Source organism: Streptococcus infantis (genome assembly GCF_047465185.1).
Lineage (GTDB): Bacteria > Bacillota > Bacilli > Lactobacillales > Streptococcaceae > Streptococcus > Streptococcus infantis_O.
Map to the genome: position 1 here is coordinate 379,127 of NZ_JASHAJ010000003.1, position 16,371 is coordinate 395,497.

The following is a 16,371-nucleotide window of genomic DNA, read 5'->3' on the forward strand; positions in this document are numbered from 1 at the left end:
ATATATTTTATTGTAACAATAATGTTGTATCCAACCATTCGAGAGCTATTTCTTGAATGGTTTTTTGTTTGTAGTTTAAAAGCGATTGAACTATACCAATTTTTATTCTTGACAAGTAAAAGAAACAAGTATATACTGTTTTCACTGATTCTAAAAACAGAAAATCAGACTATACCAATTTCGATAAGGGGAAAGCACAGCTTGTCTGTGTCGTATATACTATGTGTGGAATTGTTGGTGTTGTTGGAAACACAAATGCAACTGATATTTTGATTCAAGGGCTTGAAAAGCTCGAATACCGTGGTTATGATTCTGCGGGGATTTTTGTCCTAGGTGGCGCTGAAAACCATCTAGTCAAGGCTGTTGGTCGTATTGCAGAATTGTCTGCTAAAACTGCAGGTGTTGAGGGAACAACTGGTATCGGACATACTCGTTGGGCTACTCACGGAAAACCAACGGAAGACAACGCTCACCCACACCGATCTGAGACTGGACGTTTTGTCTTGGTCCACAACGGGGTGATTGAAAACTACCTTGAAATCAAGGAAGAATACCTTGCGGGACACCACTTCAAGGGACAAACAGATACGGAAATCGCCGTACATTTGATTGGGAAATTTGCCGAAGAAGACGGCTTATCAGTTCTCGAAGCCTTCAAAAAAGCCCTTCACATCATTCGTGGTTCTTATGCCTTTGCCTTGATTGACTCTGAAAATCCAGATGTCATCTATGTAGCCAAGAATAAATCACCACTTTTGATTGGTCTTGGAGATGGCTACAACATGGTCTGCTCTGATGCTATGGCTATGATTCGTGAAACCAACCAATACATGGAAATTCATGACCAAGAGTTGGTAATCGTGAAGGCTGATAGTGTCGAAGTTCAGGACTATGATGGCAACAGTCGTGAGCGTGCCAGCTACACTGCTGAACTTGACTTGTCAGATATCGGCAAGGGAACTTACCCTTACTACATGCTCAAGGAAATCGATGAGCAACCAACGGTGATGCGTAAACTGATCCAAGCCTACACAGATGAGGCTGGTCAAGTAGTGGTAGACCCAGACATCATCAAGGCTGTTCAAGATGCAGACCGTATCTACATCCTTGCAGCTGGAACATCTTACCATGCAGGATTTGCTTCTAAGAAGATGCTAGAAGAATTGACAGATACGCCAGTTGAACTCGGTATCTCCTCTGAGTGGGGCTATGGTATGCCACTTCTTAGCCAGAAACCACTCTTCATCTTTATCAGTCAATCTGGTGAAACAGCTGATAGCCGTCAGGTTTTGGTTAAGGCTAATGAAATGGGTATCCCAAGCTTGACAGTGACAAACGTGCCTGGTTCAACTCTGTCACGTGAAGCCAACCATACCATGCTGCTTCATGCAGGCCCTGAAATTGCCGTAGCTTCAACCAAGGCATATACTGCGCAAATCGCAGCCCTTGCCTTCCTTGCAAAAGCGGTTGGTGAAGCAAATGGGAATGAAAAAGCCAAAGCTTTCGATTTGGTTCATGAGTTGTCTATCGTGGCTCAGTCTATCGAGTCAACCCTTTCAGAGAAAGAAATGATTGATAGCAAAGTTCGTGACCTTCTTGAAACAACACGCAATGCCTTTTACATCGGACGTGGTCAAGATTACTATGTAGCCATGGAAGCCAGTCTCAAACTCAAAGAGATTTCTTACATCCAATGTGAAGGTTTTGCGGCTGGAGAACTCAAACACGGAACTATTGCCTTGATTGAGGATGGAACCCCTGTTTTGGCCCTCTTGTCAGACCCAGTTCTTGCTAACCACACTCGTGGGAATATCCAAGAAGTTGCTGCCCGTGGCGCTAAGGTACTCACCATCGCAGAAGAGAATGTTGCCAAAGAAACAGATGACATCGTCCTTACGACCGTACATCCTTACCTCTCACCAATCTCAATGGTCGTGCCAACTCAATTGGTCGCTTACTTTGCAACCCTCCACCGTGGACTTGATGTGGATAAACCACGGAACCTTGCTAAGTCTGTAACGGTAGAATAATAAAAAAAGTCTAGTTAAACTAGACTTTTTTATTATAAATCTTGCATGGAAATCTTATTGAGTTCGTTGACAACTTGCAGAATAGATAGTCGGCTAATGTTCATGATTCGCTTATTATCGATTTCTTTAATATCAAAATTAGTGATAATAGCGTCATAGTCACTTTGCCTAATTTCTTCTATATTTAGGGTTTCTTTATCCCAAGTTTCATACTGGATGTTATTTGAAGTATGGAATTCGTAGAGAGATATCAAGAATTCTGGATGGGCAAAGTCATACTCACTGAGGACTAAGACTTTGACTTTCTTTTTGTGTTCAAATAATTGATCTGTAAGCCCCTCTGCGTGAGTAAACAGGGTGTAGATCAGGTGAGAAAGAGCAGGTATCTTCTCCTTTTGTCCCATAATACTCTTATAGTGCATCATTTCAAAGACAGTTGCTTCATAAAAATTAGGGAAGAATTTTTTAATCTTTCCAAGTGTATAGTCTTTATTTTGTGAAATGATCGATTCGGAGTTGATTTCTCTTCGCTCGAGTAAGGCAGTATTGTGCAAATTCCAAATTAAAGTATCCGTATTTGCAAATTGGACGCCAAATTTTCGAGTTAAGTTGTCCAGAATGTCTCGTGCAGCATGATAGGACAAATTAACTTTTTCGTCAGATTGACGAGCAGCTAGGAAGTCTTCGACTGTGAAGAAGAGGCTAGGTTCAGCAAATGGGCTGAAGATTTGATAGATATTTTCCGGATTGATTTTAATGTTAAGTCCTTGGGCCAAATCTTGTAACTGATGCTGAAAATCGGGTAGTTGGTCGAAAATAGGATTTAACCAGGAAATGTTTTGTTCTGATAACTGAACGAAATATCCTCTCTTCATTCGGTGCAAATCGACTGTAGCCTGCCTTCTGATTTGGTAAAGATTTTGATATTTTGCAGGGAATTTCGCCAAATTGATAAAGAAAGAGACAAAATCATTTATATTTTCTTCCTTAACCTCCTCAAATGGCCAGTCCAGAAAATTATAAGCTTCGTGGAAAAATTGGGAGAAGAAAAATCGAATATCTTTTTCATCTCCAATAATAGAGATTGGGGTTACCTTGAGCTTAAAGCGGTAAGTTCCATCAAGTGTCTTATTGATATCCGCAATTTTCTTTCTCAAAGAAGGGAGGGAAATATCCAGAGATTCGGCAAGATGCTCATAGGTAAAGGGGCTACCCAAAAGGAAAAATGCTTTTAAAATTTGAAAATATTCAGACGTCTGTAAAAAATATTGGTAAATTCGCTCGATGCCATTATTTTTTGTATTCACCATCATAATTCCCGCAGTTGAGTGTCGAATATCAAAATCAGGAAAGATTTCACGTAATTCTTTGATATCACTTTTAATGATGCGAGCATTGTGTCCAATGGTTTTAGATAAATCATCTAGGTAAATCCAATCAGGGTTTTCAAACAAATATTCTAAAATCTTTAATTGCCTTTGCTCTTTTTGGCTGAGTAATTCTCTCATTTTTAATAAACTCCCGAAGTAATGTTAGAATAATTAGAAAAGAAGATAATTGGAGATTGTCAGAATTCTAGCATAAAAGAAAGTCACCCCTTAAGAGAGATTCGAAATCTATCGAGGAGGGGTGATGCTTGATATGAAGTTCTTACGAGTCTTCAATCTATTTACGATATAAACGGTCGTATTGGTAGTATGGATCAAAGGTTACGTTAATTCCCAATTTACGGAGAACGTTCTTGTCTTCATCTGTTAAGATAATCGTAGAATGAGCTTCGCTTCCCTTGAGGTTTCCGAGTTCTTTCATAGCGCGATCAGCATCAGGATTCTGCATAGCTGTGATTGCAAGAGCGATAAGAATCTCATTAGAATGAAGACGTGGATTGCGACTACCTAAGTGATTGATTTTCAAACCTTGGATTGGTTTCACAACTTCTGGTTCAATTAATTTTGTTTCGGCATCGATGTTCGCTGACTTCTTGATAGCATTGATCACGGCTGCAGCTGTCGGACCAAAGAGTTCTGAATTCTTACCAGTGACAATTTCACCAGAAGGTAACTCAAGTGCTAGAGCGGGCCCATCTGTTTCTTCAGCTTTTTGTCGAGCAGCAACAGCAACCTTACGGTCAGCTGGTGTGATGCCAAGATCATTCATGAGAAGTTCGATTTTCTTGACAGCAGACTCAGCAACTTTCTCAGCCTTGAAGTCGAGAACTGTTTGGTAGTAGCGACGAATAATTTCTTGTTTTGATGCTTCAATTGCAGCGTCGTTATCAGTGATTGCAAAACCAACCATATTTACACCCATGTCAGTTGGAGATGCATAAGGAGATTCGCCCAAGATACGTTCGAGCATACGCTTGAGAACAGGGAAAATCTCGATATCACGATTGTAGTTGACTGTAGTTTCTCCGTAAGTTTGGAGATGGAATGGGTCAATCATATTGACATCATCAAGGTCTGCTGTAGCAGCCTCATAAGCCAGGTTAACTGGATGATGGAGAGGTAGATTCCAAACTGGGAAGGTTTCAAACTTAGCATAACCGGATTTGATACCATTCAGTTGGTCGTGGTACATGTTGGACATACAAGTTGCCAACTTACCTGAACCAGGCCCAGGAGCAGTCACGACAATTAAATTGCGACTCGTTTTGATATAGTCGTTTTTCCCCATACCTTCAGGAGAGATGATGTGATCCATATCTGTCGGATACCCCTTGATAGGGTAGTGAAGATAAGAGTCAATCCCATTTTTCTCTAATTGATTACGGAAGGCATCAGCTGCCGGTTGGCCTGCATATTGAGTAATGACAACTGAACCAACAAAGATACCGAGTTCATTGAATTTATCGATCAAACGAAGCACTTCTTGGTCATAAGAAATGCCCAAGTCTCCACGAGCTTTTGAGTGCTCGATATTGCTAGCGTTAATGGCAATAACAACCTCGACCTGTTCTTTCAATTCTTGCAAGAGCTTGATTTTGTTATCTGGCTCATATCCAGGAAGGACACGAGCAGCGTGGAAGTCCTCCAACATCTTGCCACCAAACTCCAAGTAGAGTTTGCCGTCAAATTGGTTGATGCGTTCCAAGATATGGTCGCGTTGCAGATTCAAATATTGTTCAGAACTAAAAGCTTGTTTTTTCATTTTTTTACCTCTATTTTCTATTATATAAAAAAAATAGAAGATAAGAAACTAGAGAGTCACAAAAGTAAGAAAAAAGATAAAGCAAACGCTTGCACAAATAGAGGAAAAAGTCTATGATGGAGTAAAGTGAATTTAAAAGAGGTGAAAATATGCAAGAAAAATGGTGGCATAATGCAGTTGTCTATCAAGTCTACCCTAAAAGCTTCAAGGATAGTAATGGAGATGGGATTGGTGATTTACCAGGAATTACTAGCAAGTTAGACTATCTAGCTAAGCTAGGAATTACGGCAATTTGGCTTTCACCAGTTTATGATAGCCCTATGGATGACAATGGTTATGATATTGCCAATTATCAAGACATCGCTTCTATCTTTGGAACCATGGAAGACATGGACCAGCTGATTGCTGAAGCTAAAAAACGAGATATTCGAATCATCATGGACTTGGTTGTCAATCATACATCCGATGAGCATGCTTGGTTTATTGAAGCGCGTGAAAATCCTCAAAGTCCCGAACGTGACTACTATATTTGGCGAGATAAACCCAATGATTTAACCTCTACTTTTAGTGGTTCTGCATGGGAATATGATGAAAAATCTGGTCAATACTATCTACACTTTTTCAGTAAGAAACAACCAGACCTCAACTGGGAAAACGAAGAGCTCCGCCATGAAATCTATGAGATGATGAATTTCTGGATTGATAAAGGGATTGGTGGATTCCGTATGGACGTTATTGACATGATTGGGAAGATACCTGACCAGAAGGTTGTCAACAATGGCCCCATGCTTCATCCCTACCTTAAGGAAATGAATCAGGCTACTTTCGGCGGCAAAGACCTTTTGACAGTAGGGGAGACTTGGGGAGCAAATCCAGAAGAGGCCAAGAAATATTCGAATCCAGAAGGTCAAGAGTTGTCTATGGTCTTCCAATTTGAACATATCTGTCTTCAGTATCAGGAAGGACAACCTAAGTGGCACTACCAAAAAGAGCTAAATGTAGGGAAATTAAAAGAGATTTTCAACAAGTGGCAGACAGAGTTAGGAGTTGAGGATGGCTGGAATTCCCTTTTCTGGAATAACCATGACCTTCCACGAATCGTCTCTATCTGGGGAAATGACCGAGAATACCGCGAAAAATCTGCTAAAGCGTATGCAATCTTGCTTCATCTCATGAGAGGAACACCTTATATTTATCAAGGCGAAGAAATTGGCATGACCAATTTCCCATTTGAAAACTTGGAGCAAGTAGAAGATATTGAATCTATCAACTATGCCAAAGAAGCGCTAGAACAAGGTGTACCGCTAGAGCAAATTATAGATAGCATTCGTGTAATTGGACGCGATAATGCGCGTACCCCAATGCAGTGGGATACTACAGACTATGCTGGCTTTTCAAGCGCGAAACCATGGTTAGGAGTCAATCCAAACTATGCGAAAATTAATGTAGAAGAGGCTTTAGCAAATCCAGATTCCATCTTCTATACTTATCAAAAATTAGTTCAGATTCGCAAAGAAAACAGCTGGCTAGTTCAAGCTGACTTTGAATTATTAGAAACGGCTGAGAAAGTCTTTGCCTATATTCGCAAGGACGGGGAACGTCGTTTCCTAGTAGTAGCTAACCTCTCAAATCAAGAACAAGAATTTCAATTTAATGGGGTTCTCAAATCAATCTTAGTTGCTAACACCGAGGTTCAAGAAAAGCTCGAGCAACTAACACTAGCTCCTTGGGATGCATTCTGTGTCGAATTGGCCAATTAAACCTAAAAAACTCAAGTGTCCAAGATGCTTGAGTTTTTTCTAAAATAAGTGTAGAAATTTCTTAAAAAAATATTATTTTGAATTTTCTAAAAAATTGCATGAAAACCCTTGCTTTTATAAAAAAATAGGGTATAATGGTGAAAAATAGTATTTTAAAGGAGAATACCGATGAAATCGAAAAAGTTGCTTGCAGTAGCAGGGATAACGATGAGTGCAGCTCTTCTTTTAGCAGCTTGTAGCAAGACTGAGAAAAAAGCAGATGCTCCTACAACATTTTCATATGTATATGCCATTGATCCAACAACATTGGACTATAGCGTAACTAGTAAAAGTTCGACATCAGACGTCATCGCTAACCTGATCGACGGACTCTTGGAAAATGACAAATACGGGAACTTGATTCCATCTCTTGCTGAAGATTGGTCGGTTTCACAGGATGGTTTGACCTATACCTACAAGCTACGCAAAGGTGTCAAATGGTATACTTCTGAAGGTGAAGAGTACGCCGAGGTCAAGGCTCAAGACTTTGTGACTGGTTTGAAGCATGCTGCTGATGGTAAGTCAGATGGCCTTACACTTATCCAAGACTCTATCAAAGGTTTGGCAGAGTACGTTAGCGGTGAAACAAATGACTTCTCGACTGTCGGTGTCAAAGCAGTTGACGACTACACTGTTCAATATACCTTGAATCAACCAGAAAGCTTCTGGAATTCCAAGGTAACAACAGCGACTATGCTCCCAGTCAATGAAGAGTTCTTAAATTCACAAGGTAAAGATTATGGTGCAGCTGCACCTTCAGGGATTCTCTATAATGGGCCATATATTTTGAAGAACTTCACTTCAAAATCAGTCATTGAGTACGAAAAGAACCCAAATTATTGGGACAAAGACAATGTTAAGATTGACCACGTCAAGCTTACTTTCTACGATGGATCTGACCAAGAATCATTGATTCGTAGCTTTGCATCAGGGGCCTATACAACAGCACGCCTTTTCCCAACTAGTTCAAGCTTTGATTCAACTAAGAAAGAATACGGCGATAAAATTGTTTATAGCCCGCAAGAAGCGACTAGCTATTACTTTACTTTCAACGTAAATCGTCAGTCTTACAATAAAACAGCCAAGACAGACGAAGCGCAAAAGACTTCTACAAAAGAAGCACTTCTCAATAAAAACTTCCGCCAGGCAATCAACTTTGCCCTTGACCGTCATTCATACTCTGCGCAGATGAATGGTGAAGAGGGTGCAGACAAGATTATCCGTACCAGTCTTGTACCTTATGACTTTGTTCAGGTTGGTGAAAAGACCTTCGGTGAACTGGCTCAAGAGCAATTGGTAACATACGGAGACCAGTGGAAAGATGTAGCGTTGACAGATGGTAAGGATACTCTTTACAATCCAACAAAAGCAAAAGCTGCCTTTGAAAAAGCAAAATCAGAATTGCAAGCCAAGGGTGTAACCTTCCCTATTCACTTGGATATTCCAGTTGAGCAAACAGATGTCATCGCTGTACAGCAAACCAACTCTCTTAAACAGTCTATCGAAGCAGCACTTGGAAGTGAAAATGTCGTCATCGATGTACTTCAAATGACTGATAATGAGAAAATGAGTATTACTTCTCAAGCCAAGGTTCCTTCTCAAAAAGACTACGATTTGAACGGAACTGGTTGGGGACCAGACTATCAAGACCCAGCTACCTATCTCAATATCCTAGATGCTAAGAAGGGATCTGCCCTTAAACACTTGGGTATTACAAAAGGTAAAGATCCAGAAGTGTTGGCTCAAGTTGGACTTGATGAATACAAGAAACTCTTGGACGATGCAGCATCTGAAACGAGCGATCTGAACAAACGCTATGAAAAATATGCCAAAGCACAAGCTTGGGTATCTGATAGCTCGCTTCTCATCCCCGTAGCATCTTCAGGTGGTTCTCCGACCGTGAGTCGTACAGTGCCATTTACAAAAGCCTACTCTCAGGTTGGAATCAAGGGTGATCCATTTGTCTTCAAAGGTTTAGAGTTGCAAAATGATATTGTAACCGCTAAAGAATACGAAGAAGCACTCAAAAAATGGCAAAAAGAGAAAATTGAAACAAATGCCAAGTACCAAAAAGAGTTAGCCAACCACGTTAAATAATCTGTACAATACTGAAAGAAATCCAGTTTTTATGCTGGGTTTCTTTCTTTTTTTCATCTTAGTGACGGGTAGCAAAAAATTAAATAACTTTACTTTTAGGATAAAATTTGATAAAATCATCTTATGTTATAAAACCTAACATATAAGGAGAAGTTGAATCATGAAACTTAAAAAACGATTGATTGGAGCGGGATTGACACTTGCTGCTGCGGTCTTATTGACTGCATGTGGGAAATCCGCAACAGATGCTAAAACCTACTCGTCAACATTTGGTGCAGATCCAACAACCTTCAACTACCTTTTGGATTATTCTGGTGACAATACTAGTGTGATTACCAACTTAGTAGATGGTTTGCTTGAAAATGACAATTATGGGAATCTCATTCCTGCCCTTGCAGAAGATTGGAGTGTTTCGAAGGATGGTTTAACTTATACCTACAAACTTCGTCAGGATGCCAAGTGGTTTACAGCTGACGGTGAAGAATACGCTCCCCTTAAAGCACAAGACTTTGTAACTGGTATCAAATACGCTGCTGACAACAAGGGGCAAGCTCTCGATTTGATTCAGAACTCTATCAAGGGTTTGGATGATTATGTAACAGGTGCTAATACTGACTTTTCAAATGTTGGTGTTAAAGCTATAGATGATTACACTGTCCAATATACTTTGACACGTCCAGAACCATTCTGGAACTCTAAAACAACTAATAGCATCCTCTTCCCAGTTAATGAAGAATTCCTAGCTTCTAAAGGTAAAGACTTCGGAACATTGAAACCTGATAGCATTCTTTATAGCGGACCATATTTGTTAAGAGATTTTACATCTAAGTCATCTATTGAGTATGTGAAGAATCCACATTATTATGATCAAGAAAAAGTAACGATTGAAAAGGTAAAATTGGCATACTTTGACGGTTCAGACCAAGACTTGACAATCCGTAACTTCGAAAGTGGTGCCTACTCATCTGCAGGTGTTTATCCAAACAGTTCGAACTTTGCGAAGACCAAGGAAAAATACAAGGACAACATCGTCTATAGCTTGCAAGATGCGACATCTTGGTACTACAACTTTAACGTTAACCGTGGTGCTTATAACCACACTGCGAAAACAAGCGACGATCAAAAACAGGCAACTCAAGCTGCAGTTTTGAATAAAAACTTCCGTCAGGCCATCAACTTTGCTATTGACCGTACAGCATACTCAGCTCAATCAAACGGTGAAGAAGCGGCTAAAAATACTCTTCGTAACACGCTTGTGCCACCAACTTTCGTGCAAGTAGGTGACAAGACTTTTGGTGAAACAGTTGCTTCAAAATTGGTCAACTATGGCACACAATGGTCAAATATGAATCTTGAAGATGCTCAAGACGGCTACTTCAATAAAGAAAAAGCACAAGCTCAGTTTGCAGAGGCTAAAAAAGAATTAGAAGACCAAGGTGTAACTTTCCCAATTCATTTGGACTTGCCAGTGGATCAAGTTAATAAGACCTTGCTTGCAGGAACAAACTCAATCAAGCAATCAATCGAATCAACACTTGGTTCTGAAAATGTTGTGGTTGATGTTATCCAATTGTCTACGGATGATTATACAAATGCAACGGTTCAAGCACCAACTCCAGCAGATCATGATTATGATTTGAACTTGGATGGATGGTCAGCTGACTACCAAGATCCTTCAACTTACCTCAATCCTTTCAACGCTGAGGACGGATTCTACCTCAAGATTTTGGGACTTGATCCAAGCAAAGATGCAGGTAAGATTACTAGTCTAGGTTTGGACCAATATACTCAAAAATTAAAAACAGCAGATGCAGAAAATACAGATGTTGCTAAACGCTATGAAAACTATGCAGATGCACAAGCTTGGTTGATTGATAGTTCTCTTCTAATCCCAGTTGTGTCAAATGGTGGTGGGGCTTCGGTGACACGCGTGACACCATTTACACGTGCTTACTCATTAGTTGGTATTAAAGGAACTGGAAGCAACTACAAGTATATGAGATTGCAAACAGAAGTGGTGACAACTGCTCAATTTGACGAAGCCAAAGCCAAATGGGAACAAGAACGTAAAAATTCAGTCGAAAAGAGTCAAAAAGAATTCGAAAGTCACGTTAAATAATAAAAAATAGAGCTTTTCAAAAGCTCTATTTTTTATTTTGATTGTGTTTTGAAAACATAAAAAGCATCAAAAACTATAGTAAATATAAAAAATGCAAATGCTTTCAAAAAAGTAAGCGCTCCCTTGACTAGTATTGATAGCCTTAAGAGGCAATTTATGATATAATTAAATTAAAATGTTTTGAAGAGGTGTTCCATGAAAAATAGGCGTATTAAAAAAGGTAAATCTAGTAAGTTTCAGCAGAGTTTAAATGTAGGTTTGCTGCTAATCTATGCTGTTCTTGCTTCTTTTTTATTGTTTCTGATTTTTAGATATCAGATTTTAGCAGTTAGCTATTTTAATGTTATCTTGGCAGCTGTTTTAGTTCTTATCGCTTTATTGTCTCTGTTGCTGATAGTCAAGCGAAAAGCCAAAATTTTTACCTTGATAGTGCTATTGCTATCGGTCTTATTTAGCTCTCTAGCTTTGGTAGCTGTAAATCGCTTTATCGGTATTGCCAATCAATTTAATGCAACGTCAAATTATTCAAGCTACACTATGAGTGTGGCGGTGCTAGCAGACAGTGAAATCAATAATGTTTCTCAGCTTTCCAGTGTAACTGCTCCAACAGGAACAGATGCTGAGAATATTCAAAAATTGATAGATGACATTAAAACAACTCAAAGCAAGGAATTGACAGTTGAGGAAGCTTCTTCTTATTTAGCAGCCTATAAGAGTTTGTTAGATGGAGAAACCAAAGCAATCGTCTTAAACGGTGTTTTTGAAAATCTGATTGAGCAGGAATATCCCGACCACGCTAAAAAGATCAAGAAAATATATACCAAGGACTTGACCAAGAAAGTGGAAGCGCCTAAGGTAGCTACAGGAAATTCTTTCAATGTCTACATCAGCGGGATTGATACCTATGGTCCTATCAGTTCTGTTTCGCGCTCAGATGTCAATATCATCATGACAGTGAATCAAGATACCAAGAAGATTCTCTTGACGACAACTCCTCGAGATGCCTATGTCCCTATTGCAGATGGTGGAAACAACCAAAACGATAAGTTGACGCATGCGGGTATCTATGGCGTAGATGCTTCTATCCATACCTTAGAAAATCTTTATGGTATCGACTTGAACTACTATGCCCGTCTCAATTTCACTTCTTTCTTGAAGTTGATTGACCTTCTCGGAGGCGTGGATGTCTATAACGACCAAGAGTTCACATCGCGTCACGGACAATACCATTTCCCAGTTGGCAATGTTCATTTAGATTCTGAGCAAGCTTTGGGATTTGTTCGTGAACGCTATTCGCTTGCTAATGGTGACGGTGATCGCGGTCGTAATCAACAAAAAGTCATTGCGGCTATTATCCAGAAATTGACTTCAGCGGAATCTCTGAAAAACTATGACAGCATTATTCAAAGCTTGCAGGATTCGATTCAGACTAATATGCCACCAGAAACAATGGTTAGTCTTGTCAATACTCAGTTGGCAAGCGGTGGAAAATATACCGTTACCAATCAAGATCTGAAAGGGACTGGACGTATGGGTCTTCCGTCTTACGCCATGCCAGATAGCAATCTTTACATGTTAGAAATCGATCCAACAAGCTTGGAAGCTGTTAAAACGGCCATTAAAGATACCATGGAAGGAAAATAAGATGATTGATATTCATTCACATATTGTTTTCGATGTTGACGATGGGCCTAAAAATAAAGCTGAGAGCAAGGCTCTTCTTGAGGAAGCCTATGCACAAGGTGTTCGAACCATTGTTTCGACCTCTCATCGTCGAAAAGGGATGTTTGAAACACCAGAAGATAAAATTGCAGCTAATTTTAGCGAAGTCAAACAGTTGGCTCAAGAAATTGCACCGGATTTGAATATCGTGTACGGAGCTGAGATTTATTTTTCTAGTGATGCTTTGGAAAAGTTAGAAAAAGATTTAATTCCAAGGCTTAATGACACACGCTTTGCCTTGATTGAATTTAGTATGAATACTCCCTATAGAGATATTCATAGCGCCTTGACAAAAGTTCTCATGTTAGGGATTACGCCTGTGGTTGCTCATATTGAGCGTTATCACGCTTTAGAAAATGATGAAAAAAAGGTAAGGGAACTCATCAATATGGGTTGCTATATGCAGATTAATAGTTCGAGTGTTTTAAAACCTCGCCTTTTTGGAGATACCTATAAGTTTATGAAAAAACGTGCTAGGTATTTCTTGGACAAGGACTTAGTTCATGTAGTGGCTAGCGATATGCATAATCTGGATAATCGTCCGCCTTATATGAAAGAAGCTTATGAGCTTATTGCTAAAAAATACGGAGCAGAAAAAGCTCGTGAACTTTTTGAAACAAACCCATCAAACATTATAAATGACCAACTAATTTAGGAGAAATGATGAAAGAACAAGAAAAATTTGAAATTGATGTATTTCAATTGGTAAAAGTGCTTTGGAAACGTAAATTCCTCATCGTCTTAACTGCAATAATAGCAGGCCTAGTAGCTTTTGCTTATAGCTCATTTGTGATCCAGCCACAGTATACTAGTACCACTCGTATCTACGTAGTCAATCGTAACCAAGCAGATAAGCCAGGTTTGACCAACCAAGACTTGCAGGCAGGTTCATACTTGGTAAAAGACTACCGTGAGATCATTCTTTCTCAGGATGTTCTTGAAAAAGTGGTGGCTGATCAAAGCTTAGCTATGGATGCCAAAACTCTTGGAAGAAAAGTTTCAGTAACAGTCCCTGCAGATACGCGTATCGTATCAATCTCAGTTCGAGATGGGAAACCTGAGGAAGCGAGTCGTATCGCCAATGCACTTAGAGAAGTAGCTGCTCAGAAAATCATTTCTGTAACAAGAGTGTCGGATGTAACCACACTTGAGGAAGCAAGACCAGCGACATCGCCATCTTCACCAAATATTCGTCGCAATACAATGATGGCCACTATAGCAGGCGTAGGATTCGTAACGGTTATCGTGCTTTTAGTTGAATTGTTGGATGATCGAGTGAAGCGTCCAGAAGATATCGAAGAAGTGATGCACCTCTCGCTTTTAGGTGTTATTCCAAATCTTGAGAAATTAAAGTAAAGAGGGAAATATGGCAAAGTTAGAATTATCAGAACAACGATTACACTCTGTAAAAAAAGCTGAGGAGTATTATAACGCACTACGGACCAACATCCAGTTGAGTGGAGATGGCCTCAAAGTGATTGCCCTTTCGTCGGTTAGACCTGGAGAAGGGAAGTCGACCACTTCAACCAATATAGCTTGGGCTTTCGCGCGTGCAGGCTACAAGACGCTCCTTATTGATGCCGATATTCGTAATTCAGTCATGTCAGGTGTCTTTAAGTCTCGAGAAAAAATTACAGGTTTGACAGACTACTTATCAGGAACCAAAGATCTATCTCATGGTTTGTGTGAAACAAACGTAGAAAACTTGTTTGTCATTCAATCAGGTGCTGTCTCACCAAACCCAACTGCTCTTCTTCAAAGTGAAAAATTTGAAGCGATGATTGAGACTTTACGCAAATATTTTGACTATATCATTGTAGATACAGCCCCTATAGGAGTTGTCATTGATGCGGCTATTATCGTACAAAAATGTGATGCCTCTATCCTGGTGACTGAAGCTTCTGCAACAAAACGGAGAGAAGTTCAAAAAGCGAAAGATCAGTTAGAGCAAACAGGAACACCATTCTTAGGAGTTATTCTGAATAAATTTAATATTCAGCTTGAAAAATATGGTTCTTACGGATCATATGGGAACTACGGTTCCTACGGAAAGAAATAAGTAGGTAATAAGGGAGAAAAAAATGGAAGGAAGGGGTTTCTACAACGTAACTCTAGCGTTTATACAGAGTATACTGGTCAGTATATTAGCTTATATACTAATCTCTGTATCTGAAACAGAAATTGTTGCAAAAACGGTTTTTGTTCTGTATTTTCTTCATTTTGCAGCCTTCTATATCAGTGGCTACGGTAAGGATTTTTTTAAACGTAGTCAATCCGCCGAATTGATAGAAATAGTAAAATACATCATCTTTTTTGCATTGCTGATTAGTTTTTCTAGTTTTTTTCTGAAAAATCAATTTGTGATTTCTAGAAGGGGTATGATTTACTTCCTGTCTTTGTACGGAGTGTTTAATTATTTTCTGAGTTTTGTTATCAAAAAATATTGGGTCCATTTTAACCATAATTTAAAGGGAAGTCGTAAAATCATTTTGATTACTGCGACATCTCGAATTGAGAAAGTGATAGACCGCTTGTTGACTGCAAGTGATGTTGGCGGAAAACTTGTTGCTGTAAGTGTACTAGATAAACCGGATTTTAAACACAGTAAAGTAACGGTTATTCCTCGAGAAAACCTCATTAATTATGCAACTCATGAGGTAGTAGACGAAGTATTTGTAAACCTACCTAGTGAGGATTATGATATCGGTAGCATTATTTCACAATTTGAAACAATGGGAATTGATGTTACAGTCAATCTAAATGCCTTTGATAAAAATTTAGGTAGAAATAAGCAAATTCATGAGATGGCTGGTTTAAATGTAGTAACTTTTTCTACAAACTTATATAAACCGAGTCATATTATTGCCAAACGAATCATTGATATTTTAGGAGCAATTGTTGGGCTAATCATTTGTGGACTTGTAAGTATAGTCCTTGTTCCAATGATTCGAAAAGATGGTGGACCAGCAATCTTTTCTCAAACCCGAGTCGGTAAAAATGGTCGCTATTTCACTTTTTATAAGTTCCGATCTATGAGGGTAGATGCGGAAGAAATCAAGCAACAATTGATGGATCAAAATACCATGCAAGGTGGTATGTTTAAAATGGATAATGATCCTCGAGTTACAGAAATTGGACGCTTTATACGTAAAACTAGTATTGACGAGTTGCCACAGTTTTGGAACGTACTGATTGGGGACATGAGCTTAGTAGGGACTCGCCCTCCAACGGTTGATGAATACGAAAAATACACACCTGAACAAAAACGCCGATTGAGTTTTAAACCAGGCATTACTGGGCTATGGCAAATTAGTGGTAGAAGTGGAATTACCAACTTTGACGATGTTGTCAAACTAGATGTAGCTTATATCGATGATTGGACAATTTGGAAAGACTTCGAAATTTTATTAAAAACAGTAAAAGTAGTGTTGATGAGAGATGGAGCGAAATGATT

General features: G+C 39.3%; 11 protein-coding genes. 9 read left to right on the plus strand and 2 right to left on the minus strand.

Features of this window, described 5'->3' with window-relative positions; genetic code table 11:
- Nucleotides 1-221: 221 nt before the first annotated feature.
- On the plus strand, nt 222-2,030 hold the full coding sequence (gene glmS / locus QM382_RS07685; RefSeq protein ID WP_414272932.1) for a glutamine--fructose-6-phosphate transaminase (isomerizing): 1,809 nt from the start codon (nt 222-224) through the stop codon (nt 2,028-2,030).
- A 32-nt stretch (nt 2,031-2,062) separates the two neighbouring features.
- On the opposite strand, the gene QM382_RS07690 is transcribed toward glmS, so the two are convergent.
- Both QM382_RS07690 and QM382_RS07695 read right to left on the minus strand, forming a co-directional pair.
- A complete protein-coding gene (locus tag QM382_RS07690; protein ID WP_414272933.1) occupies nt 2,063-3,538 on the minus strand; it encodes a M protein trans-acting positive regulator PRD domain-containing protein in 1,476 nt (491 codons plus the stop codon).
- 157 nt (nt 3,539-3,695) lie between these two features.
- Complete coding sequence (locus QM382_RS07695) at nt 3,696-5,180, minus strand: DUF1846 domain-containing protein (RefSeq protein WP_049496042.1); 1,485 nt, start codon at nt 5,178-5,180, stop codon at nt 3,696-3,698.
- 149 nt (nt 5,181-5,329) lie between these two features.
- Between QM382_RS07695 and QM382_RS07700 the strand changes: the two genes are divergently transcribed.
- The 8 genes from QM382_RS07700 (at nt 5,330) to QM382_RS07735 (ending at nt 16,369) form a co-directional block, all read left to right on the plus strand.
- On the plus strand, nt 5,330-6,940 hold the full coding sequence (locus QM382_RS07700; RefSeq protein ID WP_414272934.1) for a glycoside hydrolase family 13 protein: 1,611 nt from the start codon (nt 5,330-5,332) through the stop codon (nt 6,938-6,940).
- A gap of 168 nt (nt 6,941-7,108) precedes the next feature.
- On the plus strand, nt 7,109-9,076 hold the full coding sequence (locus tag QM382_RS07705; RefSeq protein ID WP_414272935.1) for a peptide ABC transporter substrate-binding protein: 1,968 nt from the start codon (nt 7,109-7,111) through the stop codon (nt 9,074-9,076).
- Nucleotides 9,077-9,236: 160 nt separating this feature from the next.
- Nucleotides 9,237-11,195 carry a peptide ABC transporter substrate-binding protein gene (locus QM382_RS07710; protein ID WP_414272936.1) on the plus strand — a complete coding sequence of 653 codons (1,959 nt, stop codon included), beginning with the start codon at nt 9,237-9,239 and terminating at the stop codon, nt 11,193-11,195.
- 195 nt (nt 11,196-11,390) lie between these two features.
- Entirely contained in the window at nt 11,391-12,839 is a 1,449-nt protein-coding gene (locus QM382_RS07715; RefSeq protein WP_414272937.1) for an LCP family protein, read from the plus strand.
- Nucleotide 12,840: 1 nt separating this feature from the next.
- Entirely contained in the window at nt 12,841-13,572 is a 732-nt protein-coding gene (gene cps4B, locus QM382_RS07720; protein WP_414272938.1) for a capsular polysaccharide biosynthesis protein Cps4B, read from the plus strand.
- A gap of 8 nt (nt 13,573-13,580) precedes the next feature.
- Nucleotides 13,581-14,273, plus strand: coding sequence for a capsular polysaccharide biosynthesis protein (locus QM382_RS07725; protein ID WP_195184124.1), 693 nt, complete (start codon nt 13,581-13,583; stop codon nt 14,271-14,273).
- 10 nt (nt 14,274-14,283) lie between these two features.
- Complete coding sequence (locus QM382_RS07730) at nt 14,284-14,976, plus strand: tyrosine-protein kinase (RefSeq protein WP_024056818.1); 693 nt, start codon at nt 14,284-14,286, stop codon at nt 14,974-14,976.
- 22 nt (nt 14,977-14,998) lie between these two features.
- Complete coding sequence (locus QM382_RS07735) at nt 14,999-16,369, plus strand: sugar transferase (protein ID WP_195184123.1); 1,371 nt, start codon at nt 14,999-15,001, stop codon at nt 16,367-16,369.
- Nucleotides 16,370-16,371 lie beyond the last annotated feature (2 nt).

Bases quoted from the DNA above. Each gene is read 5' to 3' on its own strand.
- QM382_RS07730 (WP_024056818.1), top strand. From the start codon at position 14,284: ATGGCAAAGTTAGAATTATCAGAACAACGATTACACTCTGTAAAAAAA.
- QM382_RS07735 (WP_195184123.1), top strand. From the start codon at position 14,999: ATGGAAGGAAGGGGTTTCTACAACGTAACTCTAGCGTTTATACAGAGT.
- glmS (WP_414272932.1), top strand. From the start codon at position 222: ATGTGTGGAATTGTTGGTGTTGTTGGAAACACAAATGCAACTGATATT.
- QM382_RS07690 (WP_414272933.1), bottom strand. From the start codon at position 3,538: ATGAGAGAATTACTCAGCCAAAAAGAGCAAAGGCAATTAAAGATTTTA.
- QM382_RS07715 (WP_414272937.1), top strand. From the start codon at position 11,391: ATGAAAAATAGGCGTATTAAAAAAGGTAAATCTAGTAAGTTTCAGCAG.
- QM382_RS07725 (WP_195184124.1), top strand. From the start codon at position 13,581: ATGAAAGAACAAGAAAAATTTGAAATTGATGTATTTCAATTGGTAAAA.
- QM382_RS07710 (WP_414272936.1), top strand. From the start codon at position 9,237: ATGAAACTTAAAAAACGATTGATTGGAGCGGGATTGACACTTGCTGCT.
- QM382_RS07695 (WP_049496042.1), bottom strand. From the start codon at position 5,180: ATGAAAAAACAAGCTTTTAGTTCTGAACAATATTTGAATCTGCAACGC.
- QM382_RS07700 (WP_414272934.1), top strand. From the start codon at position 5,330: ATGCAAGAAAAATGGTGGCATAATGCAGTTGTCTATCAAGTCTACCCT.
- QM382_RS07705 (WP_414272935.1), top strand. From the start codon at position 7,109: ATGAAATCGAAAAAGTTGCTTGCAGTAGCAGGGATAACGATGAGTGCA.
- cps4B (WP_414272938.1), top strand. From the start codon at position 12,841: ATGATTGATATTCATTCACATATTGTTTTCGATGTTGACGATGGGCCT.